The organism is Cobetia sp., from assembly GCF_983723665.1.
Window position 1 is genome coordinate 31,242 of record NZ_CFDJES010000016.1, and the last position, 1,358, is coordinate 32,599.

At 65.7% G+C, this 1,358-nt stretch carries 1 protein-coding gene; it reads right to left on the reverse strand.

The features are described from left to right. Positions 1-20 precede the first annotated feature (20 nt). Entirely contained in the window at positions 21-1,304 is a 1,284-nt protein-coding gene (locus AC4FAH_RS03335; protein ID WP_339926539.1) for a glutamate-5-semialdehyde dehydrogenase, read from the reverse strand. Positions 1,305-1,358: the final 54 nt, after the last annotated feature.

Consider the following 1,358-nt stretch of genomic DNA (forward strand, 5'->3'; position numbering starts at 1 on the left):
GGCGGGTGAGACCTGGTCCTTCACTGGCGAATCTGCCCATCACCGAACACGATGTACTTGCGGGTCGTCAGGCCCTCAAGCCCGACCGGGCCACGCGCATGCAGCTTGTCGGTGGAGATGCCGATCTCGGCGCCCAGGCCATATTCGAAGCCATCGGCGAAGCGGGTGGAGGCGTTGACCATCACCGAGCTGGAATCGACTTCCGCCATGAAGCGGCGCGCCAGCGCATAGTTCTCGGTGATGATGGCCTCGGTGTGCCCGGAGCTGTGCCGCTCGATATGCGCCATCGCCTCATCGACGCCATCCACGACGCGAATCGCCAGAATCGGCGCCAGGTATTCGGTGTCCCAGTCTTCCGCACTGGCGGCCACGGCCTGCGGCAGCACTTTACAGGTGCGCTCGCAACCGCGAATCTCGACTTCATGTGCCGCCAGACGCTCGGCGATACGCGGCAGGACCTCGGCGGCAACCGGCGCATCGACCAGCAGGGTCTCCATGGTGTTGCAGGTGCCGTAGCGGTGGGTCTTGGCGTTCTCGGCGATCCGGACCGCCATCGCCAGGTCAGCCGTGGCATCGATATAGACGTGGCAGATGCCATCGAGGTGCTTGATGACCGGCACGCGCGCATCACGCGAGATACGCGAGATGAGGCTCTTGCCACCGCGCGGAATGATGACGTCGACGAACTCGGGCATCGCGATCAGCTCACCGACCGCGGCGCGGTCCGTGGTGGCGACGACCTGCACTGCCGTGGCCGGCAGCTCGGAGAGCACCAACGCCTCGCTGATGATCTCGCTCAGCGCACGGTTGCTGGACGCGGCCTCGGAGCCACCGCGCAGGATGCAGGCATTGCCGGACTTCAGACACAGGCTGGCCGCCTCGATGGTCACGTTGGGGCGTGACTCGAAGATGATGCCGATCACGCCCAGCGGCACGCGCATGTGGCCGACCTGAATGCCGCTCGGACGCGAGCGCAGACCATCGACCTCGCCGACCGGGTCCGGCAGCGCCGCGACCTGCTCGAGCCCTTCGATCATGCCGTCGATACGCGCCGGCGTCAGCGCGAGACGATCGACCATCGCCTCCGAGAGCCCATTGGCGCGTGCACGCGTCAGGTCCTCGGCGTTGGCCTCTGCCAGTGCCTCGCGACGCTCATCGATCAGACGCGCCATGGTCTGCAGAGCACGATTCTTGATGCCGCTGTCGACGCGACGCATCACGACGCTTGCCGCGCGCGCTGCGTGCCCCAGACGATTCATGTACGCCACGACGTCCGTGGTGTCGTGCTTGCCCTGCTCACTCATGTGCCTAATCTCGCTGGTTGTCAGTGTCCACGTGCTCATTTCATCATCGGCCGG